The sequence below is a fragment of the Streptomyces sp. NPDC056061 genome (assembly GCF_042266885.1).
Lineage (GTDB): Bacteria > Actinomycetota > Actinomycetes > Streptomycetales > Streptomycetaceae > Streptomyces.
This window is the reverse complement of sequence record NZ_JBHJWQ010000008.1, coordinates 266279-293012: the sequence shown is the minus strand read 5'-3', so window position 1 is coordinate 293012 and position 26734 is coordinate 266279. Positions and strand designations below refer to the sequence as shown.

Genomic DNA, 26734 nt, shown 5'->3' with positions numbered 1-26734 from the left:
GTGGACGGCCGACGACGTAATCCGTACGAACTGACCGATGAGACACCGGTGTACGTGATCTCGATCGCGGCCCAGCTCTCAGGTCTCCATCCGCAGACACTGCGCCAGTACGACCGACTCGGCCTGGTCTCGCCGGACCGCACGGCCGGACGCGGCAGACGCTACTCGGCCCGCGACATCGAGCTGCTGCGCACCGTGCAGCAGTTGTCGCAGGACGAGGGCATCAACCTCGCCGGTATCAAGCGCATCATCGAGCTGGAGAACCAGGTCGCCGCGCTCCAGCAGCGCGTCGCCGAGCTCTCGGCGGCCGTGGACGGCGCGGCGGCGGCGATGCAGCAGCGCGAGGCCCAGGTGCACGCCTCGTACCGGCGCGATCTGGTGCCGTACCAGGACGTGCAGCAGACCGGCGCGTTGGTGGTCTGGCGGCCCAAGCGGCCGAAGGACTGAACGGCCGAGGTTCTGCGTGGTCGAGGTTTCGTCCGGCCGAGATTTCGTCCGACCGGGTGACCGGGTGACCGGGTGACCGGGTGATCGGGTGGCCGACGGGCTGCGCGGTCGGCGGACCGGGCGGCAGGGGCCGGGCATCTCGGTTCCGGACGCGCGGGGCGGCCTGCGGACAGACGTGACGGAGGGCCGGGGAACCGATCCACGGATCGGTTCCCCGGCCCTCCCGCCGTGTGCGTCGCGGCCGTGTGCGTCGTGGTCCGTGACCACCGCGGCAGGCCCCGCCCGGAACGTGCCCGGAACGTGCCCGGAACGTGCCTGGTTCGATCACGGGCTTGCCATACTGGGGCCGGCCCGCCCTCCCGCGTCCACGTCCACCGCACACAACGCCGAGTCGGGGCCGCCCGCCCGGCGACATGTTGGGAAGTCATCCATGCCCATGGTCGGCCTCTTCTGGATCACCGACACCGCGGCCCACATAGGCGCTCCGCCGAACGAACCCGGTCCCGGCATCCTGCTCACCGAGGAGGGCCTGACCGGGCTCGGGGAGGATCAGAGCGGCCGGTGGGCCTGGGACGACATCCGGCATCTGACGGTGGCCGGTGCGCCGGTGCGGTCGTCGGCGGGCAAGGTGGCCGGGATACTGCTGGACAACGTGTTCACCGTGGCCTTCGGGGGCATCGACGACGGCCCGGCGATTTTCGTCCGCTTCGAAACCCCCGAGGGGGACGTGGAGCTCACCGCGTACTCGGCCGCCGCGTCCTACGCGCCCGCCGAGTTCCGGCTGTCGCAGGAGTTGCTCGACACGTACGTGGACGGCCGGGTCACCCCGGCCGCCCTGCTCGCCTGGGGCCGTGCCCACCGGGACGGCACGCCGAGACGCGCGGAGCGGGAGGAACTGCTGGCCCGGTGGGCCGGGGCGCCGCTGACGGCGTGACCCGTACCGTCGTCAGCTCTGCTCCTCCTCCAGGATTCCCGAACGGGCGATCAGGTAGCCGAGCTGAGCACGGCTGTTGCTGCCGAGCGCGGCACTGAGTTTCGCGATGTGGGCACGGCAGGTACGCACGTTCATGCCGAGGCGCCGGGCGATGGCCTCGTCGACGTGTCCCTCGACGAGGAGCTTCGCGATGGAATGCCGTACGCCGGAGATGCCTTCGAGCGTGGCATCGTACGGGACCTGTTCCTGGAGCGGGACCGCGCGCCGCCAGAACTGCTCGAAGACGCTGCTGAGGTACTCCACGATGCCGGGGTGCCGCAGCTCCAGCGCCACCTTCCGGTCGTCCGTGGCCGGAATGAAGGCAACCGTGTTGTCGAAGATCATGAGTCGTTCTATGAGCTCTTCGAGCGTACGGATCTCCACCTTGCCCTCAGCCATGCGCTCCGCGTAACTGAGGGTTCCGTGGCTGTGCCGGACGGTGTGCTGGTAGAGGGTGCGCATGCCCACGCCGCGCTGGGTGAGGATGTTCCCGCGCTCGATCGCGATGTTGAGCGCGTCCTCGCTGCGGCCCCCGCCGGGCTGGATCGTGAGGACCTCCGACGTGCACTCGGTCAGGGCGAGTTCGATGGACGCGTTGATCCGGTCGATGCCTTCGAGCACCGTGATCGCGTGCGTGGTCGGCGGGGCCTGGGCGCTGATGGCCATGAACGGCTCGAACGCCTCCGTCAGTTCGACCGAGAGGCGCCGACGGTCCAGGATCTCCCGCTCGATGGGATGCAGTCGTTGCGTCAGCGCGGCGAACGGAGGAACCGGTCTGAGCCAGTCGGCGTCGTCGGGATCCGGGTGCAGCAGTGCGAACTCCAGGAGACAAGGGGCGAGTTTCACCTCGCTGCGAGCGATCTTGCCGACACTCAGTGCACTGGCGTACAGCCGCGCCCCCTCGTCGCACAGGGCACTGACAGGGTGGGGATGTGTCGCTTTTGCTTCACCTGTAACCATTTATCCACCCCCCAGGAACATGAATCTACAGGAACATGATGCATCGCTTCTGTGGCATTGACGTGCCTCGATGAGCGATCGTCTTGTCATGCGGGGGAGAGGAAACCTTGGAAGTGAGGACGAAGCCCACTATGAGTAACAAGATGCTTCGCTCGGTGCTTGCTGCGACCTTCTCCGCCGGGCTGACATTCGGGGTGATCGGAACCCTGGACCTTGCTTGGGACAGCGCGCCCACGGGCAAGGCGACGGTGCGGGCCCAGGATGTGGCGCCTCCGGACCTGGCTTGGGATCTTGTGCCGACGAAGCTGACGAGCGCGCAGGTGACGACGTCGGACCTGGCTTGGGATCTCGTCCCGGCGAAATCCGCGGGCGCATGACCATCCCACCGGACGACCGGACCTTCCGGCGAGAGATGGCGACCGCGTACCGGTCGGGCTGGCACTTCATCGATCTGGTCACCGCTGTCCCCCGCTGCGGCGACTCGTTGATGGTCACCCTGTTCGGCGACCCCATCGTCGTCGCCCGCGAGGAGGACGACGAGGTACGCGCCTACCGTTGCCTGCGCAAACCGCGCGGAGCGCCGCAGCCCGTCCGCTGCGCGATCCGGTACGACATGATCTTCGTCAACCTGGACCGGCGGGACCACCAACTGTTCGAACCCGAGACCGTTTCCGCCACCCCCCGAAGTGCCTGAGCGATCCCCCGTCGTTACATGTCGCTCAGTCACTCCCCCACACAACGGCGCCATCGTGACCTGAACACGATGGCGCCGTTGTGCATTGTTCGGCCCGGAAATCGAGCAACACGCCTGACATATAAAGCGAGTTGACATTCCACTATGGGGGTGGGCAAGGTCTCAGCCCTTCCCATCCGTTCCTTTCCCTCCGGGGGGCCGCCCATGAGTGGACACGAGATCGAGCGCCTGCCCGGCTGGCGCGGTGGCGACGGCAATGCCGCGTATCTCGACAAGACACTGCGCCACCACGCGGTCGAGGTGTCCTTCGACGACACCGTCAGCTGGAAGACGCTGCTCACCCTCTGGCTGCGTGCCGCCGCCGTGGCGATGGCGGTGTTCTTCGTCTTCGCATTCTTCGGCTTCTTCGGGGGAGTCGCGGCGAATGACCCGGAGGCCATCCTGTTCGGCGCGCCGATGCTGGGCGCGCAGTGCGGTTTCGTCGCGTTCTGGATCGTTCTGCTGGTCTCGAAGGTCGGCGAACCGATCGGGGAGTGGCGGGTGCTGCTCGCCGACCAGGCACAGCACACCGAGTCCGCGTACGCGGAGATCGCCCGGGTGGTCCGGGACCGCCGGCTGCCGATGGTCCCGGTCTTCCGCCGGATCCGTACCGGCGGCCGGTACCCGCACGTGACGCACCGGATGGTGCTCCAGGACGGCAGCTACATCGCCTATCTGTCCGTGTTCGCCTACGGCACCAGCCTCTACATGGGCTGGACGATGTGGCGCAACCGCCGCGGCACGGCGCTCGTGGGCCAGTTCCTGGCGGACCTCGGGCGCGGCGTGTTCGGGGGTTCCGACATGGAGAAGGCGATGATGCGGACCGAGCCGCCGCGTGCCATGCGTGAGGCGCTGCACGCCGCCGCCCGCGAGGGGCTGCACGTGGCGGTCGAGGGCCGGGTGGTCTCCCCGGCGGTGGCCTTCCCGCAGGGCATGCCGTACATCGAGGAGGACGCAGCGGCTCCCGTCCCGGTCCAGGCTCCGGCGGCACCCCCGGTACCGCCCTCGGTGCCGCCGCAGCAGCCGTGGCCGGGGCCGGGGCGTGAGCATTGAGCGGCTCGGAGACGGCCGGTGTGCCGGCCGGTGTGCTCACCGCGGCGTCGCCGCAGGGGAGTTGGGCGTGGGTCGCGGTGCGGCTCGCGCCCGCCGCGGCACTCGACGAGCATCGCGGGTACGCCGATGTCCCCGAGGCGCAGCGTCGCGTCGAGACCGCGCACGGGGAAGCGGCCTGGCTGCAGTCCCTGCTGACACCCGGTGCGGGCATCCGCTTCGAGTTGCGGGTGCGCAACGAGCCTCCCTCCGGACTGCTGCACACGGCGCTGCTCGGCCAGGTGCGCGCGGCCGACACGCACTCCGCGGTGCGGGCCGCGCTCGCGCTGCGCGACCGGCTCGCGTACACCCCCCGTCATGTGCGGGCGGAGGCGGTCGCCGACACCGCGGAGGTACGCCACTGGCTGGCGCCTCTCACCCCTCACCCGCAGGGGCTCGCAGAACTGCGCAAGCCACTGGCGCACGCGCCGTGCACGCGGAACGACACGGGGCGTGCCGTCTCCTTCGCGGTGTCGCCGCTGGCGGCCGGGGTGCGGTCCTGGGAGCCGGTGTGGGCGGAGCTCGGCCGACTCGCGTTCCCGGCGCTGTTCGGTGTCTGCCTGGAGCCGTATGCGCCCGGGGAGGACGTCCGGGCCGCGTTCGGTGCGCTGGCGCAGGAGTACGCCCATCTCGCCGTACCGGGCCCGGTACGGCCCACCTGGAACGCCCCCGCGCCACCGGACGCCTTCGCGGGCCGGGCGGCCCTGTCGGCCCGGGAGGCGATGGTCCGCTATGCCGGGCGCGCGTTCCGGGCCCGGATCTCGCTGGCCGCCGCCGGACCGCTGCCGCCCGGCCTCGCCGAGCAGATCGCCGCGGCGGCGGGCGGCGCCGTCGTGTGCGGGCCGCCGGTCGAGGAGGCGGGTGCGGCGTGGGCCAACATCGCCGGGCTCAACCGCACCTGGCTGGACGCGACCTACCGGCAGGGTGCCCCCGCCCACTCCCTCAACCCGGTGGAGCGGCTCCTCGCCGATCTGCTGGACGTGTCCGAGGCGGCGACCGCGTTCCGCCTGCCGTACGAAGTGGCCGGTCACCACCCGCTGTTCGCGACGCCGGAGCGGGTGCCGGATCCCCCGGCGGGACGGGGCACGGCGGCCGGGCGGCGTACGGGGGCGTACGGCGCGGACCCGGGCGCTCCGCGGTTCGACGCCTGAGGGCGAGTGCCCGAGAGCGACGGTGTGCGTGTCCGAGGGCAGGCGTGTGAGTCTCCGGGAACGACACGGACAGAGCGAAACGACACGGACAGAGCGAACGGAAAGGTTTGTTGTGCAGGAGTACGTCATGGAGTTTCCCGGTGACCGCGCCGACGCGGACGCGCATGCCCGCGCGCTGGCCGGATGGCTCGACGACAGCGATGAGCTGCGTGGCGCCGCCCGGGTCCGCATGGCGCCGCCGGGCCCCGGCGAGCAGGGCGGTGCGGCCGACGCGGTGGTGGTCCTCGCGGCCGCGGCACCGCTCTATGTCCCGTTCTTCAACTGGCTCGTCGAACGCCGCAAGTCCCATCGGGTGACGGTCCGAGTGGTGCGTCCGGACGGGACCGAGCAGGAGATCGAGGCGGGCAGCGCGGACGACGCCGCGCGCCTGCTCGGCGAGGTGCGGTCCGCACTCCAGGCGCCCGACGGCGGCGAATGAGCGACCGGGTGCGCCGGACCGGGACGGGGCGCGGCCCGGGAGCGGGCGTGTGACCGTGTGATCGGGTCGGGGGCGGACGCGGACGCAGACGCAGACGCAGACGCGGGGATGGCGAGGACGGCGAGGACGGCGAGGGTGAACGTGGGGGTGGATGTGGGGGTGGATGTGGGGGTGGTCCATGACTTCGGATCCGGTCGTGGTGCCGGAGGGCCTTGCGGTGCGGGGCGGTCCAGCGGTGCTGGAGGGTCTTGCGGTGCTGGGCGGTCCTGAGATGCCGGGGGCTCCTGCGGTGCCGGGGGTGGGCGCGGTGGTGCCGGGGTTCCGGCCGGATCCGGTCGTGGTGCGGGAGCCGCTGGTGGTGCCTGACCGGATGAACACGCGGCTCGTGCTGGTCGGCTCGTCCACCTTCACCCGGGGTCTCTCGCCCTTGCCCGCGGCGGCGGCCGACGTACGAGACCTGGCCGGAGCGCTGACGGGTCCGGACGGACTCTTCGATCCGTCCGCGCTGGCCACCTTCGTCGACCCGGTGGAGCCCGGTCTCGTACTGGACCGGCTCCACTCGTATGCCGACCTCGCCACCCCGCTCGACCTGCTTCTCTTCTACTACGCGGGGCACGGGGTGAGCGCGGAGGACAACCGGTTGTGCCTCGCCCTGCCCGGCACCGTCGACGTACCGAAGGCGGCCGGGCGCACCTCGTTGCCCGCCGAGGACGTCTTCGCCGCGCTGCGCGGTGCCCGGGCCCGCCATCGGGTGGTCGTCCTGGACTGCTGTTACGCGGGCCGCGCCCTGGACGCCCCGTCGGCCGCTGATTTGCACCTGCTCCTGGCATCCGACCGGATCAGCAGGGCCCTGACAAATCCGTCCGGGGAGGGGAACACCGCCTTCACCACGGAGCTGCTGCTCCTGCTGAGGGCCGGTGACCCGGAGGGAGCCCGCCACCTCGGGCTGGACACCCTCTTCCGGAGGCTGGTGGAGGCGTTGCCGGGGCGCGATCCGCTGGGGCCTCCGCGCCCGTTGCAGCGGACCGTGAACCTGAGCGGGGATCTGGCCCTCGCGGTCAACCCGGCGTACGGGACCGGGCGCACGGCGCCGGGGCTCGCACGCCGTGCGCGCCTGGCGGACCGGGTCGGGCGGGCCGGTCACCCGGCACGGGCGGGCATGCTCTTCGGCCGGATCGCCGGGGATGCGGCACAGGTGCTGCCGCCGGGCCGTGAATGCTTCCGGTACGAGCGGGCGCACGCGGCCTGGACCGGTGCCTCGGGCGATGCGGCGGGCGCCGCCGCCCTGCTCGACGGGATCGTGCCGCGCATGGAGTCCGTGCTACCCGGCGACGACGAGGACCTGCGGGACGCGCGTACGAGCCTGGCGCACTGGCGCACGGCGGCGGACGCGGCGGAGCGGGTCTGACCGGACGCGGTGCGCCTACCGCGGACGGAACCGGGGCGGCCGGGGTGAGTGAGGTGGCCAGGGGGGAGTGGGGCGGCGGCCGGGGTGAGTGAGGCGGCTGGGATGGCGGGAGGCGCCCGGGGCGCCGAGGTGCCGCGACAACCCGCCACCTGCCTCCCACCCGCCTCCCGCCACCTGCCTCCCGCCACCTGCCTCCCGCCACCTGCCTCCCGCCACCTGCCTCCCGTCCGCTACCCGCTTCCCGTCCCCCACCCCGTGCGTACCCGGACGGCGCGGGCGGCGGGCCCGGGCCCTGCGGTGGCGGAGGCCCGCCCCGGCGCGTTCACTCGGAATGGCGGTTCGCGCTGCCCGGAGCTGGGCCTTTCCCGAGCCGCGCTTCCCCGAGCCGCGCTTCCCCGAGCCGGGCATGCCTGAGCTGGGCAACCCAGAGCTGGGCTGTGCGGCTCCGGGCAGTGCCGGGAGACCGATTCTCCGGACCGTACGGGCACCTTCTTCGGACGGCACGGGCACGGCGGTGCACGAAAACAGGTTGAGTGGAATAGACTCAACTTTGTGGACGTTGACTGAGTCAGTGTTGTGGAGAGAGCAGTCACCGCAAGGAGGAGAAGAGGCACGTGGACGCCGAGCTGACCAACAAGAGCCGGGACGCCATCAACGCGGCCACCAACAGGGCCGTGAAGGACGGGCACCCCGACCTGACCCCGGGGCATCTGCTGCTCGCTCTGCTCGCGGGCGAGGACAACGAGAACATCACCGATCTGCTCGCCGCCGTCGAGGCCGACCAGATCGCCGTACGCACCGAGACGGAGCGGCTCCTGGGCGCGCAGCCCAGCGTCACCGGATCGACCGTCGCCCCTCCGCAGCCCAACCGCGACCTGCTCGCCGTCATCGCGGACGCCGCCCAGCGCGCCAAGGAGCTCGGTGACGACTACCTCTCCACCGAGCACCTGCTCATCGGCATCGCCGCGAAGGGCGGCCGGGCCGGTGAGATCCTCTCCGAGCAGGGCGCCAGCGCGAAGAGGCTGCTGGACGCGTTCGAGAAGAGCAGGGGAGGACGCCGGGTGACCACACCCGACCCGGAGGGTCAGTACAAGGCCCTGGAGAAGTTCGGCACGGACTTCACGGCCGCCGCGCGCGAGGGCAAGCTCGACCCGGTCATCGGGCGCGACCAGGAGATCCGTCGCGTCGTCCAGGTCCTGTCCCGCCGCACCAAGAACAACCCGGTGCTCATCGGTGAGCCCGGCGTCGGCAAGACGGCAGTCGTCGAGGGGCTCGCCCAGCGCATCGTCAAGGGCGATGTCCCCGAGTCCCTGCGCAACAAGCGGCTCGTCTCGCTCGACCTCGGCGCGATGGTCGCGGGGGCGAAGTACCGCGGCGAGTTCGAGGAACGGCTCAAGACCGTCCTCTCCGAGATCAAGGAGAGCAACGGGCAGATCATCACCTTCATCGACGAGCTGCACACCGTCGTCGGTGCCGGTGCGGGCGGCGACTCCGCCATGGACGCGGGCAACATGCTGAAGCCGATGCTGGCCCGCGGCGAACTGCGCATGGTCGGCGCCACCACGCTCGACGAGTACCGCGAGCGGATCGAGAAGGACCCCGCCCTGGAGCGGCGCTTCCAGCAGGTGCTGGTGGCCGAGCCGAGCGTCGAGGACACCATCGCGATCCTGCGCGGTCTCAAGGGCCGGTACGAGGCCCATCACAAGGTCTCCATCGCGGACTCCGCGCTGGTGGCCGCCGCGACCCTGTCCGACCGCTACATCACCTCCCGCTTTCTTCCCGACAAGGCCATCGACCTGGTCGACGAGGCGGCGTCCCGGCTGCGCATGGAGATCGACTCCTCGCCCGTCGAGATCGACGAGCTCCAGCGTGCCGTGGACCGCCTGCACATGGAGGAGCTGGCGCTCAAGAACGAGACCGACCCCGCCTCCAGGGAACGCCTGGAGCGGCTGCGCCGCGACCTCGCCGACAAGGAGGAGGAGCTGCGCGGGCTCAACGCCCGCTGGGAGAAGGAGAAGCAGGGCCTCAACCGCGTCGGCGAGCTGAAGGAACGCCTCGACGACCTGCACGGACAGGCCGAACGCGCCCAGCGCGACGGTGATTTCGACGCCGCTTCCAAGCTGCTCTACGGCGAGATCCCGGGTGTGGAACGGGAGTTGGCGGAGGCGAACGAGGCCGAGCAGGAGGCCGCCAAGGACACCATGGTGAAGGAGGAGGTCGGCTCGGACGACATCGCCGACGTCGTCGGTTCCTGGACCGGCATTCCGGCCGGACGCCTGCTGGAGGGCGAGGTCCAGAAGCTGCTGCGGATGGAGGACGAGCTCGGCAGGCGTCTCATCGGGCAGACCGAGGCCGTGCGCGCGGTGTCGGACGCGGTACGGCGCACCCGCGCCGGGATCGCCGACCCCGACCGGCCCACCGGATCGTTCCTCTTCCTCGGCCCGACCGGGGTCGGCAAGACGGAGCTGGCCAAGGCGCTCGCCGACTTCCTGTTCGACGACGAGCGGGCCATGGTCCGCATCGACATGAGCGAGTACGGCGAGAAGCACAGCGTCGCCCGGTTGGTCGGCGCCCCGCCCGGATACGTCGGCTACGAGGAGGGCGGCCAGCTCACCGAGGCGGTCCGCCGCCGCCCGTACAGCGTCGTGCTGCTGGACGAGGTCGAGAAGGCCCACCCCGAGGTCTTCGACATTCTGCTCCAGGTCCTGGACGACGGCAGGCTCACCGACGGACAGGGCCGGACGGTGGACTTCCGCAACACCATCCTGATCCTCACCTCCAACCTCGGCAGCCAGTTCCTGATGGACCCGCTGGTGAAGCCCGAGGTGAAGAAGGAACAGGTGCTGGAGGTCGTACGGACCTCGTTCAAGCCGGAATTCCTCAACCGGCTGGACGACCTGGTGGTCTTCTCCGCGCTGTCCGGCGACGAGCTCGCGCACATTGCGAAGCTCCAGATCGACCGGCTCGCCGCCCGCCTCGCCGACCGTCGACTCACGCTCGACGTGACCCCGGAGGCGCTGGCCTGGCTGGCCGAGGAGGGCAACGACCCGGCGTACGGAGCCAGGCCGCTGCGCCGCCTCATCCAGACGGCGATCGGGGACCGGCTCGCGAAGGAGATCCTCGCGGGCGAGGTGAAGGACGGGGACACCGTCCGGGTGGACCGGGTCGGGGACGAGCTGCTCGTCGGCGCCGCGACGTAAGGACCCGGAGAGCAGACGTGATGGCCTGGGGAGCAACGGGGAGCGGACTCCCCAAGAGCTCCCCGGGCCGTCACCGTCATGTGCTCCCATGGCCGTAACCGTCCGGCCGAGGCCCCGACACCCCCGGTACTCCGTACGGGGACGGCGGGACCGGTCCGCACCGGCTGTTTGTCAGCTTGTGGCGGATCGGGCCCGCCGGGGCTTGCCATCCCCCGCCCGCCATGGGAGAGGATGGCGGCAACCGCACGAAGGGAAAAACACGGTGAGCATCGATCCGTCCTCGATTCCGAATTTCGGGGGCCAGCCCGAACCGCAGGCCGCAGGACCGGAGGGCCCCGTCGTCCCTGACCAGGACCTGGTCAAGCAGCTCCTCGACCAGATGGAGCTGAAGTACGTCGTCGACGACGAGGGCGACCTCGCCGCGCCGTGGGAGGAATTCCGCACGTACTTCATGTTCCGGGGCGAGGCCGAGCAGCAGGTCTTCTCGGTCCGCACGTTCTACGACCGGCCGCACGCCGCCGACCAGCGCGCGGTCCTCCTCGAAGCGATCGACGACTGGAACCGCCGCACCTTGTGGCCGAAGGTCTACACGCACACCCACGAGGGCGAGGAGGGCTCCGAGGACACGGAGGTCTCGATCCGTCTGATCGGCGAGGCGCAGATGCTCATCGGTACGGGCGTCAGCCTGGAGCACTTCGTCTCGTCGACGGTCAGCTGGGTGCGTGCCTCGATCGAGTTCGACAAGTGGCTCCAGGAGCGCCTCGGCCTGGTGCCGGCCGAGGAGAAGCCGGACGGCGAGCCGACCCCCGGCGAGTAGCCGGCCCCGGGCGTCCGAGCCCCGTGCGCGGACGGGACGGGCCTGCGGCCCGCGCCCCCGTGCACCGCACCGCAGCAACGACCCGACCCGGGCGTCGGTCCATGTCATCCATGGACCGGTGTCCGGGCCGGGTCGTTTTCTGTGCGGTTCTTCCGCGGCGCGTGGGTATTCCCTGTGGCCCGGCGCGCACGACGGGCCGACTGTGTGCACCGGCTCCCGTCGAGCCATGGCAGAACAGCGGCACGTTCACGAAATCGGATCGCGGGGCCGGCACCCTGATACGCCTTGTCCGCCCAGCACTTGACGCCGTTGGCGGCGAGGACTTCGGGGACGCCGTGGGTCCGGGCGGCGGTCAGGTCGTGGGTGGCTCCTGGCAGGGTGTCCGAGGCCCGGATCAGGCGTCCGGCGGGATCGGCGAGGACCTGCACGTTCATCCCGTGCTGCTTCTTCTTCCCGGAGTAGTACGGGCGGTCGGCGGCGATGCGGTCGATCGGGAGCGCGGTGTCGTCGAGGATCACGTACGCCTTCTTCCGCACGGTCGTCATGGCCTGCTCCAGTGTGGGCGCGAGGGCGGCGAGCAGATCGACGGCCTCGCGTATGTAGCGGTAGACGGTGGCAATCCCGATGCGGAAACCCGCGGCGAGCCGGGCGTAGGTGTTACCGCAGTGCAGGTGTGCCAGGACGAGCAGGGCCTGTCGGCGGCAGGTCAGACGGCGTTACCGACAGCCGATCCGGCGGCGATGACCTGCAAGCAGACCGGAGAGGTGCCGCAGGGTACGGTACGGCTGGACAGATCGATAGCGGATGGGTAGACAAGCACGCGAAGCTCTTGGCGGACTGGTGATCTTGGTCGTGAACCCGTCTACCAGGAGCTTTCTTCATGCCCGTCGCCGGGGCCGCCGGTCCGACCACCCGTCAGGTTGGAAACGGCTCAATGACCGCGATCCAGAAGCGCTTCGACGCGACCGGGACGAACGGCTTGCCCGAGGCGTACCTGCTGGGGTTCAGCACGGAAGCGGACGGCCGCGCGATCACCGCCAACGGAAATCCGGACACCGCGGATCACCAGGCGGTCTACGTGCCGGGTACGACGGCGGACCTGGGAAGCATCAATGACAGCATCAAACGGTCCGTCAGTGTGTGGCACGCAGCGGATGACGAAGCCGATGGTAAATCTGTTTCGACGATTGCCTGGCTCGGATACGACGCTCCTGACGACATCGTCAAGGACGCGCCTTTCAGTCATTACGCCTATGACGGGGCGCCGGCGTTCAGGAATTTTCTGGACGGCCTGGAGGAGTCTCATTCCAGTGATTCGGAACCGCACCGCAGCGTCATCGGCCACTCGTACGGAACAACCCTGATCGGGGCTGCGGCTCAAACTGGTCACGTCAACGCCGATGATGTCGTTCTGGTGGGAAGTCCTGGTGTCAGGGTATCCAGCGCCGATGCGATGGATGTGCCCAAAGGGCATGTGTGGAACGAGGAAGCCGAAGGGGATGCGGTTCCGGACATCGGTCGTTGGGGCCATGGCGGGAGCGGCTTCGTCATTCCCAGCGATGTGAGATTCGGTGCGAACCAGATGACTTCGGATACCGAAGGGCACAGCGCGTACTGGGACGAGGGGCCGCAAGGTCCCTCGCGGAGCTTGAAGAATCAGGCTCTCGTCGTCGTCGGAAAGGGGGATGACGTGGAGCTCAAGATTCCGTTGGAGCCCTGGAGCTACGTCAAGTAGGGGCGCCGAATTCCAGCATGCTGATGTTCTGGATGGCTCTGTTGGATGAATCTGACCAAGTAAGGTTTTTCGACGTGAAGATTCGATGGGGCGTTCTGGTGCTCGCCGTGTCCCTCGCAGTCGCTACCCTCACCGGATGCAGCGTGAATGAAAAAATGTCGATGAGGTCTCGTCCGCCGGTACCGCTACCTCGGATGAGGCTATTGATGCGATCAAGAAGGTGTCCAGCGGTATCTATGAACTGATCGGCGTGAAGGGGAACGCTTCCGACAGTCGCCCTTGGGTCACGGAATGCCCGGGAAAGGATGCGAAGAAGTACTTCCGAGTCTTCCACTGGTGGAGTTTCTACCCCGAGTCGGCAAATGACCTGGGTGCGGCGATGGGGCGACTCAAGAAGGAAATGCCGAGTCGCGGCTGGGAGATCGTCTCGTATGGCCCGGACACCAGCAAGAACGAGAACATGAACTTGACCGCCGACAACGATGAGAAGAAGGCCGGTGTCAACATCGTTCACATGCCGAAGAACGATCCGCCGAAGTTGAGCCTGCACGTTGTATCCGGTTGTTACGGCGTTCCGGACGGTGAAGAGGCCGACGACTACTGACTCGCCCCGCTGTGTCGCCTTCGGTCCGTACGCTCGGCGGCCCATGTGCCTGGGGCGAGGCGGACCGGGCTTCGGGCCGCCGGTCGCCGCAGCCGGGCCACCACCTCGTCCGGGACGTCCTTCCACTTGCAGAGGTGCAAGGCAGACGCGGCCGCCCTTGGCTGCCGCCGAGTCACCCATCGGGACGTACCCGACACGGTGCTGACGACGGCCGCGCGCGGAACATGCCGATGAGAACCTGACCACCGCCCCGCGACAGGGAGATCGGGTCAGTGTCCCGCCACTCAGCGGAGTGAACTGCGGCCGGTTTCGGGGCCGGGGCCGGCGAGCAGGTCCCGGCCCTGCCGTCCGACAGCGGGTTTCCTTGCCCCGTCAGGGCGCGATCCGCGTGAGCCGGGTCACCGCCTCGTCCAGGACGTCCTTCTGCTTGCAGAAAGTGAAGCGGACCTGGCTGCGGCCGGCTTCGGGGTCGTCGTAGAAGACCGAGTTGGGGATGGCGACCACGCCGCAGCGCTCGGGGAGCGCGCGGCAGAAGGCGTAGGCGTCCTTTTCGCCGAAGGGAGTGACGTCGGTGGTGATGAAGTACGTTCCCTGGGGCCGGTGGACCTCGAACCCGGCCGCGCGCAACCCGTCGCCGAGGAGGTCGCGCTTGCGGCGGAGGTCGGCGCGGAAGGTCTCGAAGTAGGTGTCCGGCAGGCGCAGCGCCTCGGCGATCGCGTACTGGAACGGGCCCGCGCTCACATAGGTGAGGAACTGCTTGGCGGTGCGGACGGCGGTGACGAGCGAGGCATCCGCCGTGACCCAGCCGACCTTCCAGCCGGTGAAGGAGAAGGTCTTTCCGGCGGACGAGATCGAGACCGTGCGCTCCCGCATACCGGGCAGGGAGATCAGCGGGACGTGCTCGCCCTCGAAGACCAGGTGCTCGTAGACCTCGTCGGTGACGACGAGGAGGTCGTGCTCCACCGCGAGTTCGGCGATCGTGGCGAGTTCGTCGCGGGTGAGGACCATGCCCGTCGGGTTGTGGGGGCTGTTCAGGAGCAGCAGCCGGGTGCGGGGTGTGATCGCGTCCCGGAGGGCGTCGAGGTCGGGGCGGAAGTCCGGGGCGCGGAGGGTCAGCGGGACACGGACCCCGCCCGCCATGGCGATGGAGGCGGCGTAGGAGTCGTAGAACGGCTCGAAGGCGATGACCTCGTCGCCCGGCTCCAGCAGGGCCAGCATCGACGCGGCGATGGCTTCGGTGGCGCCCGCGGTGACCAGGACCTCGGTGTCCGGGTCGAAGTCGAGGCCGTGGAAGCGGTGCTGGTGGTCCGCGATCGCGGTGCGGAGCTCCGGGACGCCGGGGCCGGGCGGGTACTGGTTGCCCTGCCCGTCGCGCAGGGCGCGTACCGCCGCCTCGCGGATCTCCTCCGGGCCGTCGGTGTCGGGGAAGCCCTGGCCGAGGTTGATGGAACCGGTCCGTGCGGCCAGTGCCGACATCTCCGCGAAGATCGTCGTGCCGAAGCCGGCTAGGCGGCGGTTGAGGTGCGGTCGTCCCTGTGGTTGTCCCTGCGGTCGTCCCTGTGGTTGTCCCTGCGGTCGTCCCTGAGTCATGGCTGCCATCCTGCGGCGAAGCTCTGGAGTTGCTCAAGTCTGCTTTCGGCGTATGGGGGACTGGGCATCCCCCGTTCGGACAGCAGCGCGATGATGAGCGCGGATCGGCACGGTGACGCACCGGCCGACGTGATGTCGCGCGAGAAGCGGGAGACCTCGCTTCGGGGGAACGGAAGAAGGGCGTGAGGTCGATGGAGATATTTGTCGGCGTGGTGATCACGGTTGCCGTGGTCGGGCTGTTCGTCTCGCTCCTGGCGAAGGCCGTCAATCGCAAGAAGCGGCGCGGGCGGGGCGGGCGCCGGGGCGCGGGCGGCGACAGCTGGTGGGCGGGCAACGGCGGTGGCGGTTCGTCCTGCGGGAGCACCGGCGATTCGGGTGGTCACTCAGGTGGGCACTCCGGTGGGCACTCCGGTGGTCATTCAGGTGGGCATTCGTGCGGCGGCAGCCACTCCTCGTGCGGCGGGGGTTCGTCGTGCGGCGGCGGATGCGGTGGCGGCGGGGACTGACGCGATGCGTGGCGGGGATTGACGCGGCGCGTGGCCGGGACTGACACGGCGCGCACGGCGGGCACCTTGGAAGCGGTGCGACGTGTGTCCGGCGGTTTTGTGGGCGCCCGGTGGGTGAACTCCCGCCGGGCACCGTTTTGTTGGGGCGCACGCGCGTTGCCGGTGAACAGATGAACCGTGGGGCCCCCGGGCGGATGGAAACCGCGTCAAGTTGGGTAAAAACGCTGTGGACACGGCTTACTTCGTGATTCCCTCGGTGGAAAGAACTTCCAGCCCTCGGACCCGAGTTGGACCTGATCGGGCGCTTCCAAACCTCCCACGTGCAACGCGTCGGAGGCGTCCCCTGTCCATGTGTCCACGCTTGTTTGCGGAGCCGACCCATGCTCACGACCCTCCAGACGGCCTATTCCGACACCCGTGCTGCTGACCTGGCCTGGGCGTTGGGGCGTGAACCGCTGCCGGCCCTGGCCGTGCTCGACCTCGATCTCAGGGGTGCCCGACTACAGATGCGCCTGCTCGGCGCCTCCCATCAGGTGCTTCTGGAGGAGGACCGCGGTACCTGCTCCGAAACGGTCGCGTGCATTCCCGGCAGCAGCACACCGTTGCCGCTCGGTGTCGCCAAGCGGCTCGGGGAGTGGGAGTACGAATTCGCCGCGCGGGTGGAGACGCTCTCGGCGGGCTCGTTCGCGGGGCGTGCCCAGGAGCTCCTGGCGCTGGTGGCCGACCATCCGCAGGGCCTGGCCGGGACGTTCCCCGGCAGCCCGCACGCTTTCACCGCGATGCTGGCCCAGCGGACCGAGGGCCAGGTGCGCTGGCGCACCTGGCACGCGTACCCACAGGAGGGGCAGTTGGTGGTGACGCGTACCCGGGTGGGCGTGCGGATGCCGGTGGCGACGCCCTGAATTCCTGCAAACTCCTTTGCGAGTACGCCACTTACACCCTTGTGGGTGACAGGCTGACACCTTCTCGTCACGTAGCGTTCGCCTCATGATCGACCAGCAGATCTCGCTGAGAGGGGGCGCGGCATGTCCTTCCGTACGGCCGAGGGCCGGTCGCTGTCTCGTGCTGGCCGCCGTCTTCGTCTGTGCCGCCTGCGGCCTGGTGTACGAGCTCGAACTGGTGGCGCTCGCCTCCTACTTGATCGGTGATTCCGTCACCCAGGCATCCGTCGTGCTCTCCGTGATGGTGTTCGCGATGGGGGTCGGCTCGTTGCTCGCGAAACGTTTGTGCAGCCGGGCCGCGGTCGGATTCGGGGTGATCGAGGCGGTGCTCGCACTCGTCGGCGGGTCCTCGGCGGTGGTGCTGTACGCGACGTTCGCCTGGGTCGGGGAGTCGCGGTACGCCCTCGTCGGGTTCTCGCTCGCGATCGGCGTCCTGATCGGTGCGGAAATTCCGCTGCTGATGACGCTGATCCAGCGCGTCGACCGGCAGGACGCCGGGGGCACCGTCGCGGATCTCTTCGCCGCCGACTACGTGGGCGCGCTGGTCGGAGGGCTGGCGTTCCCGTTCCTGTTGCTGCCGGTGCTCGGACAGCTCACCGGTGCGCTGTGCACGGGCGCGATCAACGCGGCGGCCGGCGGGGCGCTGGTCCTGTGGGTGTTCCGGCGGGATCTCACACCGCGCTCCCGGTGGCTGCTGATCCTCGTGAACGTCATGGTGATCGCCGTGCTCGCCGTCGTCACCGCGCTGGTCGGTGATTTCGAGCGGGCGGCGCGGCGCGCGGTGTACGGGAACGGGGTGCGGGTCGCGGTGCAGACCGGATTGCAGGAGGTCGTGCTGACGGGGGCCGGGCGCGGCTCCCTGGCGCTGTATCTGGACGGGCGGCTGCGGGTGAGCGCGCGCGACGAGTACCGCTACCACGAGGCGTTGGTGCATCCGGCGATGGACGGGCCGCGCGCACACGTCCTGATCTTGGGCGGCGGCGACGGTCTGGCCGCCCGGGAGGCGCTGCGCTACCCGGACGTGCGCGGTGTCACGATCGTCGAGCTGGATCCCGGTCTCACCCGGTTGGCGCGCACGGACCGTGCCCTTTCGGCACTGAACGGTCACGCGTACCGGGATCCACGGCTGACGGTGGTCGACGCGGACGCCTTCAACTGGCTGCGTGCCGCGCACGCCCGCTACGACGTGGTGATCTCGGACCTGCCCGACCCCGGGATCTCCGCCAGCACGAAGCTCTACTCGGCGGAGTTCTACGGTCTGGTCGCCGAGGCCCTGACGCCGGGCGGCCGGGTGGTGGTGCACGGCGGCCCTTCGATGTCCCGGCCGCGTACGTACTGGACGGTGGAGGCGTCGATGGGGGAGGCGGGCCTGCGTACCCGCCCGTACCGGATCACCGGCCGGTTCACCGATTTCACGGCGGGGCCCGACCGGGCCGGGCACCGGGCGCCGTCCGAGCACGGCTGGGGATTCGTCCTCGCCGGCCGGGACCGGGTGCCGACGCTGCGTCTCGCGGCGACGGCGCCGAAGCTCCGGTCGCTGACCGGGAGCTCACTCGCTCGTGCGGGGCGGGATGCGGAGAGGGCCCGGCTTCGTGGACTGCCACCGTCGACACTGGTTCATCCGCGGTACTGGGAGGACCGGTGAGGTGTGTCCGGCGGGGCGTGCCCGGGGCCGCATGTTCCGGCGCCGGGGCGGGGCGTGGCCGGGGTTCTGGGCGGAGCGCGGCCGGGCGCTCGGTGCGGGAACGGGCCGCCGCGTGTCCGAGCCCTCGTACCGGAAGCGCTGACGCGACGGCCGGGGCTGAGTAGGCTCGGTTTTCATGGAGCATGAGGTGTTCGTTCCGGTTCCGGTCCCGTCCCTTCGGCGGACGCTGAGTGATCCCGCCCGTGTCGCACGTTGCGTACCGGGATTGCAGCAGGACGTCCATGCGTCCGCGGCTTCGCTGTCGGGTCGGCTGAAGGTCCGGGTCGGCAGCCACACGATCACGTACCGCGGTGCGCTGCGATTCACCGTTTCGCCGCAGGACGGTCCGGGGGCCCCGACGGGCGCGGGGAGTCCGTCGGCGCCGGAGGAGTCGCGGCGCGGCGACCTCGTCGTGGAGGGCGAGGGCGTCGAGGTGCGGGGCGGCGGCTCGGCGAAGCTGGTGCTGACGATCGCCCTGACGGAGAGGGACGGCGGCACCGCGATCGGGTTCGCGGGTACGGCGCGTGGCGACGGCCGCATCCTGGACCTGGACCCGGCGGCGGCACGCAATACGGCGGTCCGTCTGCTGGATCGCTTCGCGCAACAACTCGTGACGGAGACATTGGCCGCGGACGAGGCCGGGGGTGTCGGAGCCGCCCGGGCCGCGGACGCAGCGCCCGACCGGCCGGAGGACGGGACCTCGGACGGCCCGGAGCCCGCTGACGGCTCGGAGTCCGTCGACGGTCCTACGCCTGTCGGCGGTCCGGATTCCGCCGACCGCCTGGATTCTGCCGACGGCCCGGAGGCCGGTACGGGGAGCGGGACCTTGGGCGACATCGGCGACATCAACGACGCGACACTCGACGAGGCCGAGCGATCCGTCGGGGAAGCAGTGGAGCAGGCCATCGAGGAGGCGGCCGAGGAGGCCGACACGACCGGTGCGGCCAGCGCACGGCGAGCAGCTCCGGACGCCACCGGCGGGGACGATGCCGATGGTGCCGGGACCTCCGGTGGCGACGGCGTCGGCGGGGTGGACGACGACACTCCGCCCACGCACGAGGCCGCTCCCGACGAGGCGCCCTCCGCCGAGAAGCCCCCGGGCACGGGGTCCGTCTTCCACGTGCCCGTGCCCCCGTCGTCGCTCGACCCGGAGGCCGACGCGGAAGCGGATCTCGAAGCGGGCCTGGAAGCGGACGCGGAGATGGAGGCGGAAGCGGAAGCGGAGGCGGAGGCGGAGATGGAGTTCACCGTTCCCGACGGCCCCCCGGCCGAGGCCGCGCACGCCAGGCGCACCATGATCGGCCGCAGCGCCGAGGAGGTCGACCACGCGCCGCCGCGCGGCAGGTACGCGCCCGTGCCGTCACCCGAATCGACGACGGCGGGGGCCACGCTCCGCTGGGTCGCCCCCGCCGCCGCGCTCGCCCTCGCGTCGGCCGTCGTGGTGGGCCGTGCGTTGCGACGGCGGAGGTAGCCGCGCCAGTAATGTCGGCCGGGTGAGTAGCAACGAGAAGGACGTCCGGCTGTCCGTCGGCGACGCAGTATTGACCGTGGACCCCGCCCATGGCTGCCGCATCAGCAGTTTGCGGATCGGTGGCACCGAACTGTTGCGGCAGGGGGAGCGTTACGGCTCCTTTCCGATGGTGCCGTGGTGCGGACGCACGGGTTACGGACTGTTCCGCAACGGCGACGTCCCGCACCGCTTGCCGCTGAACGCCCCGCCGCACGCCATTCACGGCACCGGCAGGGACACCGCGTGGCGTGTCGCCCGGGTGGGCGAGAGGGACGCGTCGTTCTACTACGACCTCGTCGACCCCTGGCCCTACCCGGGCCGGGTGACCCAGACCTTCGAGCTGACCGAGGACTCGCTCGTGCTGGCATTCGGCATCGAGACCTATGGGGACTCGTTTCCGGCGCAGGCCGGCTGGCACCCCTGGTTCCTGCGCAACCTCGGCGGTGGGGGCCAGGACGTGCAGGTCGACTTCGACGCGGCGTGGCAGGAGGAGCGCGGGGAGGACCATCTGCCGACCGGGCGTCGTCTCCCGGTCCTGCCGGGCCCGTGGGACGACTGTTTCGGGATGCCGGACGGCGTCCACGTGACGCTCACCTGGCCGGAGCAGGTGGAGCTGACTGTCAGAAGCCGGGCCGAGTGGGTCGTGATCTACGACGAACAGGCCGAGGCGGTCTGCGTGGAGCCGCAGTCCGGCCCGCCGAACGGGTTGAACACCACGCCCCGGTACGTCACCCCGATCGAACCACTGGAGATCGCGACGACCTGGAGCTGGCGCAGGCTCTGAATCGTGTCCTGGGGCCCACGGCTCCGGGGCCCGAAGCCGATGGCTCGTGAGCCGAGGACGGTGGCTCGGGGCTCGACGCACGCGCCTTAAGCTCGTAGCCATGACTGACGTACGCGCTGAGCTGCTCCAGCAGATCAAGGACAAGGCCGTGGTGCACGGCAAGGTGACTCTTTCCTCGGGGCTTGAGGCCGACTGGTACATCGATCTGCGCCGCATCACGCTGGACGGCAAGGCCGCCCCCATGGTCGGTCAGGTCATGCTCGACGCCACCGCCGAGCTGGACTACGACTGCGTGGGTGGGCTGACGCTGGGCGCCGACCCCGTCGCCACGTCGATGCTGCACGCCTCCGCAGCGCGTGGGCAGGAGCTGGACGCGTTCGTCGTTCGCAAGGCGCAGAAGACGCACGGGATGCAGCGTCGTATCGAGGGCACGGACGTGAAGGGCCGCCGTTGCCTGGTGGTCGAGGACACGTCGACAACGGGCGGCTCGCCGCTGACGGCCGTCGAGGCGGTGCGCGAGGCCGGCGGCGAGGTCGTCGCCGTTGCGGTGATCGTGGAACGGGGTGCGGCTCCGGCGATCGCCGAGGCGGGTCTTCCGTACATCCACGTCTACTCGGTGGCCGACCTCGGTCTTGCCTGATGCTGATCTGACCTGCGGTTTTCTTCGAGGGTGGGCTGTTTCACGTGAAACAGCCCACCCTCGAAGCTTGTCTGAGTTCCTCCGGCCGGGAGTCGGGCGGGTGGGCCGGGTGGAGCCGCGGCGGGAGTCTGGGAAGATGGGGGCGACGATGATGTCGCCCCCAGGTCAGGGAACCAGCACGCACACCCGCATATCCCAAGGAGCGGACAGATGCCCATCGCAACCCCCGAGGTCTACGCCGAGATGCTCGACCGGGCGAAGGCAGGGAAGTTCGCCTACCCGGCCATCAATGTGACGTCGACCCAGACCCTGCACGCTGCACTGCGCGGCTTCGCGGAGGCGGAGAGCGACGGCATCGTCCAGATCTCCACCGGTGGCGCGGAGTTCCTGGGCGGCCAGCACAACAAGGACATGGTCACCGGCGCTGTCGCCCTTGCCGAGTTCGCGCACATCGTCGCCGCCAAGTACGACATCTCGGTTGCTCTGCACACCGACCACTGCCCCAAGGACAAGCTGGACGGCTATGTCCGTCCGCTGATCGACATCTCCGCCGAGCGCGTCGCCAGGGGCGAGAACCCGCTGTTCCAGTCGCACATGTGGGACGGTTCGGCCGAGACCCTGGCCGACAACCTGGCCATCGGCCAGGAGCTGCTGGCCAAGGCCGCCGCCGCCAAGATCATCCTTGAGGTCGAGATCACCCCGACCGGTGGCGAGGAGGACGGCGTCTCGCACGAGATCAACGACGAGCTGTACACGACCGTCGACGACGCGCTGCGTACCGCCGAGGCGCTCGGTCTGGGCGAGAAGGGCCGCTACCTGCTGGCCGCCTCCTTCGGCAACGTCCACGGCGTCTACAAGCCGGGCAATGTCGTGCTCCGCCCCGAGCTGCTGAAGGACCTCCAGGAAGGCGTCGGCGCCAAGTACGGCAAGACGTCTCCGTTCGACTTCGTCTTCCACGGCGGATCCGGCTCCACCGAGCAGGAGATCGCCACCGCGCTGGAGAACGGCGTCGTGAAGATGAACCTCGACACCGACACCCAGTACGCCTTCACCCGTCCGATCGTGGACCACGTGTTCCGCAACTACGACGGTGTGCTGAAGGTCGACGGCGAGGTCGGCAACAAGAAGGTCTACGACCCGCGCAGCTGGGGCAAGTCCGCCGAGGCGGGCATGGCCGCACGCGTGACGGAGGCTTGCGCCAACCTGCGTTCCACCGGCACCAAGCTGAAGTAGGCGCGGGCGGTACACGGTGTGGCCGCGGGTCCGGTATCCCTGAGGGGATGCCGGGCCCGCGGTGTGTTTTCGCGGAGGACATCGCTCCGGGCAGCCTCGTGGAGCCGGGCATGTGCGGCGACCTCGGGGACGCGCAACGATCTCGGGAACGTGTGACGACCGGGGTGGTACGGAGCCGACCGGTCCGGGACAGTTCTGGGGGTCGGGAAGCCGGGGAGCCGGGAAGCCGGGGAGGCCGGAGAGTCCGTGAGTTCGAGGGGGCCTGGGGGAGTCTCGGGGGAGCCCTGGGATGGTCCGGGTCGGTCAGGGAAGGTCCGAGAAGAGTGCGAGGGAGTGCTGTGAGTTCGGGTGTGCGCTATGACTTCGACACCGTCGTCGACCGCAGGGGCACCTGGTGCGTCCAGTGGGACGGGGTCGCGGACCGTTTCGGGGTGGACGGGCTGCTGCCGTTCACCATCTCCGACATGGACTTCGAGACCGCCCCGGAGGTGCTGGCCGCGCTGCGGGCCCGCCTCGACCACGGGGTGTTCGGCTATACGGACTGGCGGCAGGGCGACTTCCGCGCGGCGATAGCCCACTGGTATGCGACCCGGCACGGGACGGAGGTGGACACCGGGCAGCTGGTGTACGGGCCCTCTGTGCTCAGCCAGCTCTCGCAACTGCTCCAGATGTGGTCGTCCGAGGGCGACGGGGTGGTCGTCCACACCCCCACGTACGACGGATTCCGCAAGGCGGTCACCGGGCTCGGGCGGGAGCTGCGGGGAGTGCCGGTGGGGGACGGGACCGCGCTGGAGCGCGAGCTGGCCCGCCCGGACAGCAAGATCCTGGTCCTGTGCTCGCCGCACAACCCGACCGGCCGGGTGTGGACCGAGGCGGAGTTGCGCGAGACGGCGACGCTCGCCGCCCGGCACGGGGTCGCGGTGATCAGCGATGAGATACACGCGGACTTCGCACACGAGGGCCATGTGCATGTGCCGTGGACGCGGGTCGCGGGTGACGGCCGTTGGGCACTGGTCACCTCTGCGTCGAAGGCGTTCAATTTTCCGGCGCTGACCGGTTCGTACGGGCTGATCGGCGATGCCGCCGACCGGGCGGAGTTCCTGCGCCGGATGGAGACGGCCGAGGGGCTCGCCTCCCCGGCGGTGCTGTCGCTGACCGCGCATATAGCCGCCTACCGGGAGGCCGGCGCCTGGCTGGATGCGGTCCGCACCTATGTCGCCGGCAATCTGGCGCTGGTTGCCCGGCGGCTGAACGAGGCGTTCCCGGAGCTGGGCTGGGAGCCGCCGCAGGCCGGCTACCTGGCGTGGATCGATCTGCGGCCCGCAGGCGTCGACGGGGACGAGGCGTTGCAACGGGTGCTGATCGAGCAGGAGCGGATCGCGGTGATGGCGGGCGGGGTGTACGGGGCGGAGGGCTTCGTGCGGTTGAACGTGGGGTGCCCGCGCTCCAAGGCGGAGGCCGGGGTGGAAGCGCTGATCCGGGGTGTCCGGCAGGTACGAGCGGACAGGGCGGGGGCGTAGGGCGGGGGCGTAGGGCCGGTCCCGCAGGGGGTACGGCCGGGCAAAACGCGCCGGTCGTCGAGCGGGCGCGGGACGCTTCCGTGGGGCCGTGGGGCCGTGGGGCCGTGGGTCCGTGGGTCCGCAGGTCCGTGGGGCTGTGGGGCCGGCCGGTCGCTGGGCCGGCTGCCCACGCCCGATGGCTTCCCCGGCGCGGAGCGGCGATGCTGCTCGTATGCCCGACGCAGCAGATACGGGAACCATCCGCGTCGCCTCCGCCGCCGGACGCTGGGTCGTCCTCACCACCGTTCTCGGGTCCAGCATGGCCCTGCTCGACTCCACGGTCATCAACGTGGCCCTGCCTCGCATCGGTCGGGACCTCGGCACTGACCTGGCGGCGCTCCAGTGGACGGTCAACGCCTACATGTTGACCCTCGCCGGGCTGATCCTGCTCGGCGGCGCCCTCGGCGACCGGTTCGGGCGGCGGCGGGTCTTCGTCGTCGGAGTCGTCTGGTTCGCCGCGGCGTCGGTGATGTGCGGGATCGCGCCGAACGCCGCCGTCCTGATCATCGCCCGCGCCCTTCAAGGCATCGGCGGGGCGCTCCTCACGCCCGGTTCGCTGGCGCTGATCCAGGCGAGCTTCCACCCCGACGACCGGGCCCGTGCGGTCGGACTGTGGTCGGGGCTCGGCGGGGTCGGAGCCGCCGTCGGCCCCTTCGTCGGCGGCTGGCTCGTCGACGGACCGGGTTGGCGGTGGGTGTTCCTGCTCAACGTGCCGGTCGCCGCGATCTGTGCGCCGGTGGCGTTGCGCCACGTACCGGAATCGCGCGACCCGCATGCGCACGGGCGCTTCGACGTGCTGGGCGCCGTGCTGGCGGCGCTCTCCCTGGCCCTGGTGACCTACGCACTGATCGAGGCACCGGGGCGCGGCGCGTCCGGCACGGTGATCGGGGCGGCCGTCGCCGGTGTTGTCCTCGGAGCGGTGTTCGTTCAGGTGGAACGGCGGCGGGCGGACCCGATGGTGCCGCCATCGATTTTCGCCTCCCGGCAGTTCACCGCCGTCAACGTCATCACCTTCTGTGTGTACGCGGCGCTCGGCGGTTTCTTCTTTCTCGCCGCGATCCAGCTCCAGGTCGTGGCCGGATACTCGGCACTCGGCGCGGGCACGGCCCTGCTGCCCACGACCCTGCTGATGTTGTTCTTCTCCGCCGCCTCGGGCGAACTGGGCCAACGCATCGGGCCGCGCATCCCGCTCACCGCGGGGCCACTGGCCGCAGCGGCCGGAATGCTGCTGATGCTGCGGGTCGGACCCGGTTCGCATTCCGTTTCCGCCTACCTGTCGGACGTGCTTCCCGCGGTCGCCGTACTCGGTGTCGGGATGGTCGTCCTGGTGGCACCGCTCACGGCGACCGTCCTGGCCTCCGTGGACACCGTGCGGGCCGGTCTCGCCAGCGGGATCAACAACGCCGCCGCCCGTGCCGCCGGGCTGATCGCGGTGGCCGCGCTGCCGTTGCTCGCCGGGATGGGACCGGAGGCGTACCGGAACGCCGACGAGTTCGCGGCAACCTTCCGGCGTGCAATGCCGATGTGCGCCGGACTGCTCGTGCTGGGGTCGCTGATCGCTTGGTCCACCGTGCGGAACCCGCCGGTACCGGCAGCGGGGAAGGGGAGGGCGGCAGGGAAGGGGAGGAGGGGAAGGAAGGGAGTGCGGGAGGAGCAGGAGAGCAGGACCGGCGGAGAACCGAGGGAGGGGGTGCGGCCCGAGTGCACGATGCACTGCGGCATCGTCGCCCCGCCCCTGGAACCCGCCCCGCTGCGGGAACCTGCCCGATCCCCGGCGACGACGCAGCCTCCGGGACCCGGGCGCGAAGAGCCCGGAGGCCCGGGTACGCCGGGCGATCCGGGGCTGCGGCGAGGCCCGGAAGGCCCGGGTGGCCGGGGAGGTCGGGGAGGTCGGGGAGGCCAGGGCGATGAGGGAGATTCGGGAGGTCCGGGAGGACCGGGTCCGCTCGGGCCGGGCTGACACCGCGCGGTCGCCCGGCGAGTTCGGCGAGGCGCCTCTCCACCCGGTGAGCCTCTCCACCCGGTACGCCTCTCCACCCGGTACGCCTCTCCACCCGGTAAGGACGACCCCGGTACGCACACGACCGGTACGGACGCACCCGGTAAGGACAGGGGGCGCCCGGATGTGGATCACGGGTGTGAGTAGTTGGCGTACAGGAAATCCCGGTGAGAACGATCTTGCCGGGATTCGCCTGCCCCGTAGGAGGTTCGAGCTGCCGGGGGACGGCGCCGGCGCGCAGTTCGCGCAGGTCGGGGATGTGGTTGTAGAGGGTGCCCGGGGAGACGCCGAGGAGCTCGGCGATCGAGGTGATGGAGCGGCCGGGGTCGGGCAGCAGGTCGCGGGCGGCGCGGATGACTTCCACGGTGGCGACGCTGGGGCGCCCGCCGACGCGGGCGCGGGCGGCGGCCAGGCCCTCGTCGGTGCCGATGACGATCAGCTCGCGGATGAACTCTGCGAGGGCGGCGAAGACGTGGAAGACGAGCCGGCCGCCGGGTGTGGTGGTGTCCAGGTTCTCGTGGAGCGAGGTGAAGCCGACCCTGCGGTCGCGCAGCTCGGCGACCATGTTGATGAGGTCCTGGAGGCTGCGCCCGTAGCGGTCGAGGTCGTAAGGGGCGGACCGCGCACCCACTCGTGACATGACGGGATTCAGTCCGTACGCTGCTGAATATGGATATGCACACAGTCGTGGTG

General features: G+C 70.3%; 21 protein-coding genes and 3 pseudogenes. 20 read left to right on the top strand and 4 right to left on the bottom strand.

What is annotated here, in order from left to right; translation table 11 throughout:
• Both ACFC79_RS15625 and ACFC79_RS15620 read left to right on the top strand, forming a co-directional pair.
• Positions 1-447, top strand: coding sequence for a heat shock protein transcriptional repressor HspR (locus ACFC79_RS15625; protein ID WP_376240135.1), 447 nt, complete (start codon positions 1-3; stop codon positions 445-447).
• A 430-nt stretch (positions 448-877) separates the two neighbouring features.
• Positions 878-1381 (top strand): hypothetical protein, encoded by a 504-nt coding sequence (locus ACFC79_RS15620; protein WP_376240133.1) that lies wholly within the window; start codon positions 878-880, stop codon positions 1379-1381.
• 12 nt (positions 1382-1393) lie between these two features.
• Here the strand turns inward: ACFC79_RS15620 and ACFC79_RS15615 are convergent, their stop codons facing one another.
• Positions 1394-2380, bottom strand: a complete 987-nt coding sequence (locus tag ACFC79_RS15615; RefSeq protein WP_376240130.1) for a helix-turn-helix transcriptional regulator — start codon at positions 2378-2380, stop codon at positions 1394-1396.
• A gap of 131 nt (positions 2381-2511) precedes the next feature.
• Between ACFC79_RS15615 and ACFC79_RS15610 the strand changes: the two genes are divergently transcribed.
• From ACFC79_RS15610 to ACFC79_RS15575, 8 genes are all read left to right on the top strand, one after another.
• Entirely contained in the window at positions 2512-2757 is a 246-nt protein-coding gene (locus tag ACFC79_RS15610) for a hypothetical protein (RefSeq protein WP_376240128.1), read from the top strand.
• A complete protein-coding gene (locus tag ACFC79_RS15605) occupies positions 2754-3074 on the top strand; it encodes a (2Fe-2S)-binding protein (protein WP_376240125.1) in 321 nt (106 codons plus the stop codon). Before ACFC79_RS15610 ends, ACFC79_RS15605 begins: the two co-directional genes overlap by 4 nt.
• A 204-nt stretch (positions 3075-3278) precedes the next feature.
• Positions 3279-4166 carry a hypothetical protein gene (locus tag ACFC79_RS15600; protein ID WP_376240123.1) on the top strand — a complete coding sequence of 296 codons (888 nt, stop codon included), beginning with the start codon at positions 3279-3281 and terminating at the stop codon, positions 4164-4166.
• The gene (locus tag ACFC79_RS15595) at positions 4163-5353 is read left to right on the top strand and encodes a hypothetical protein (protein ID WP_376240121.1); all 1191 of its coding nucleotides are present in this window, start codon (positions 4163-4165) and stop codon (positions 5351-5353) included. The genes ACFC79_RS15600 and ACFC79_RS15595 overlap by 4 nt, the downstream gene beginning before the upstream one ends.
• 127 nt (positions 5354-5480) lie before the next feature.
• Positions 5481-5831, top strand: coding sequence for a hypothetical protein (locus ACFC79_RS15590; RefSeq protein ID WP_376240119.1), 351 nt, complete (start codon positions 5481-5483; stop codon positions 5829-5831).
• A gap of 178 nt (positions 5832-6009) precedes the next feature.
• Positions 6010-7239, top strand: coding sequence for a caspase domain-containing protein (locus ACFC79_RS15585; protein WP_376240116.1), 1230 nt, complete (start codon positions 6010-6012; stop codon positions 7237-7239).
• Positions 7240-7853: 614 nt separating this feature from the next.
• The gene (gene clpB / locus ACFC79_RS15580; RefSeq protein ID WP_376240114.1) at positions 7854-10439 is read left to right on the top strand and encodes an ATP-dependent chaperone ClpB; all 2586 of its coding nucleotides are present in this window, start codon (positions 7854-7856) and stop codon (positions 10437-10439) included.
• A gap of 262 nt (positions 10440-10701) precedes the next feature.
• Positions 10702-11256, top strand: coding sequence for a YbjN domain-containing protein (locus tag ACFC79_RS15575; protein WP_376240111.1), 555 nt, complete (start codon positions 10702-10704; stop codon positions 11254-11256).
• A 254-nt stretch (positions 11257-11510) separates the two neighbouring features.
• Here ACFC79_RS15575 and ACFC79_RS15570 read toward each other — a convergent pair.
• Positions 11511-12076 (bottom strand): annotated as a pseudogene (locus ACFC79_RS15570) (transposase family protein); the annotation flags it as partial.
• A gap of 114 nt (positions 12077-12190) precedes the next feature.
• Here ACFC79_RS15570 and ACFC79_RS15565 point away from each other — a divergent pair.
• A pseudogene (locus ACFC79_RS15565) lies at positions 12191-12991 on the top strand (alpha/beta hydrolase); the annotation flags it as partial.
• A gap of 220 nt (positions 12992-13211) precedes the next feature.
• Positions 13212-13595: a hypothetical protein gene (locus ACFC79_RS15560; RefSeq protein ID WP_376240108.1), complete on the top strand. Its 384-nt coding sequence runs from the start codon at positions 13212-13214 to the stop codon at positions 13593-13595.
• Positions 13596-13967: 372 nt separating this feature from the next.
• Here ACFC79_RS15560 and ACFC79_RS15555 read toward each other — a convergent pair whose 3' ends face one another.
• Positions 13968-15185 (bottom strand): pyridoxal phosphate-dependent aminotransferase, encoded by a 1218-nt coding sequence (locus ACFC79_RS15555; protein WP_376240106.1) that lies wholly within the window; start codon positions 15183-15185, stop codon positions 13968-13970.
• Positions 15186-16071: 886 nt separating this feature from the next.
• On the opposite strand from ACFC79_RS15555, the gene ACFC79_RS15550 reads away from it, so the two are divergent.
• From ACFC79_RS15550 to ACFC79_RS15515, 8 genes are all read left to right on the top strand, one after another.
• The gene (locus ACFC79_RS15550; RefSeq protein ID WP_376240104.1) at positions 16072-16593 is read left to right on the top strand and encodes a DUF2617 family protein; all 522 of its coding nucleotides are present in this window, start codon (positions 16072-16074) and stop codon (positions 16591-16593) included.
• An 85-nt stretch (positions 16594-16678) separates the two neighbouring features.
• The gene (locus tag ACFC79_RS15545; protein WP_376240102.1) at positions 16679-18277 is read left to right on the top strand and encodes a polyamine aminopropyltransferase; all 1599 of its coding nucleotides are present in this window, start codon (positions 16679-16681) and stop codon (positions 18275-18277) included.
• A 187-nt stretch (positions 18278-18464) separates the two neighbouring features.
• Positions 18465-19787: a hypothetical protein gene (locus ACFC79_RS15540; protein ID WP_376240195.1), complete on the top strand. Its 1323-nt coding sequence runs from the start codon at positions 18465-18467 to the stop codon at positions 19785-19787.
• A 22-nt stretch (positions 19788-19809) separates the two neighbouring features.
• Positions 19810-20610: an aldose 1-epimerase gene (locus tag ACFC79_RS15535; protein ID WP_376240099.1), complete on the top strand. Its 801-nt coding sequence runs from the start codon at positions 19810-19812 to the stop codon at positions 20608-20610.
• Between the two features lie 100 nt (positions 20611-20710).
• A complete protein-coding gene (gene pyrE / locus ACFC79_RS15530) occupies positions 20711-21250 on the top strand; it encodes an orotate phosphoribosyltransferase (RefSeq protein ID WP_376240096.1) in 540 nt (179 codons plus the stop codon).
• Between the two features lie 210 nt (positions 21251-21460).
• The gene (gene fbaA, locus ACFC79_RS15525) at positions 21461-22483 is read left to right on the top strand and encodes a class II fructose-bisphosphate aldolase (RefSeq protein WP_376240094.1); all 1023 of its coding nucleotides are present in this window, start codon (positions 21461-21463) and stop codon (positions 22481-22483) included.
• Between the two features lie 338 nt (positions 22484-22821).
• Positions 22822-24003 (top strand): MalY/PatB family protein, encoded by a 1182-nt coding sequence (locus ACFC79_RS15520; protein ID WP_376240091.1) that lies wholly within the window; start codon positions 22822-22824, stop codon positions 24001-24003.
• A gap of 211 nt (positions 24004-24214) precedes the next feature.
• Complete coding sequence (locus ACFC79_RS15515) at positions 24215-26002, top strand: MFS transporter (RefSeq protein ID WP_376240089.1); 1788 nt, start codon at positions 24215-24217, stop codon at positions 26000-26002.
• Positions 26003-26240: 238 nt separating this feature from the next.
• On the opposite strand, the pseudogene ACFC79_RS15510 reads toward ACFC79_RS15515, so the two are convergent.
• Positions 26241-26648 (bottom strand): annotated as a pseudogene (locus ACFC79_RS15510) (recombinase family protein); the annotation flags it as partial.
• Between the last annotated feature and the right edge of the window lie 86 nt (positions 26649-26734).